The sequence below is a fragment of the Oleiphilus sp. HI0132 genome (assembly GCF_001635845.1).
Genome location: NZ_LWGJ01001342.1, coordinates 1 through 712 on the forward strand (window position 1 = coordinate 1; position 712 = coordinate 712).

The following is a 712-nucleotide window of genomic DNA, read 5'->3' on the forward strand; positions in this document are numbered from 1 at the left end:
AGCTTACAAGTGCTGCACCCTAATCTCCCACAAGTTGCAGTATTTGATACGGCATTCCATCAAACAATGCCAGCCAAAGCTTATACTTACGCACTACCCTACAAGCTTTATTCTGAACATAATGTTCGCCGCTATGGTTTTCACGGTACCAGTCACCGCTATATTGCTAAGCGTGCATCTGAAACGATAAATAAGTCATTGCCAGAGCTAAACATTATTACCGCTCACCTGGGTAACGGCGCAAGTGTTGCGGCAATAAAAAACGGTAAAAGCGCTGATACAAGTATGGGCATGACCCCACTTGAAGGGCTTGTAATGGGCACCCGATCTGGCGACATCGACCCAGGTATTTTTGACTTTCTAATCAGTCAGAATTACTCACCCGAGGAGATATCCGAACTCCTAAACAAGCAAAGCGGTTTACTCGGTATATCTGAGCTGAGCAACGATATGCGCACAATTTGTGAGAAGGCAGATGAAGGTCATACCCAATGCAAACTTGCTTTGGAGGTATTTTGCTTTAGAGCGGCCAAACACCTGGCCGGCATGATGACCTCACTAGAACAAATAGATGCACTGGTGTTCACCGGTGGAATTGGCGAGAACTCAGCTGTCGTTAGGCAAAATATTGTCAAACACTTGTCAATTTTCGGCTTTACTATTAACCATGCAGCAAACAATCAGCCTTCTTCACGTAACGAATGCTACAACG

1 protein-coding gene is annotated in these 712 nt (G+C 45.1%); it reads left to right on the top strand.

Annotated elements, in window-relative coordinates; translation table 11 throughout:
• Positions 1-712: acetate/propionate family kinase (locus tag A3766_RS20470; RefSeq protein WP_156509007.1), on the top strand; the 712-nt coding region annotated here is incomplete at both ends.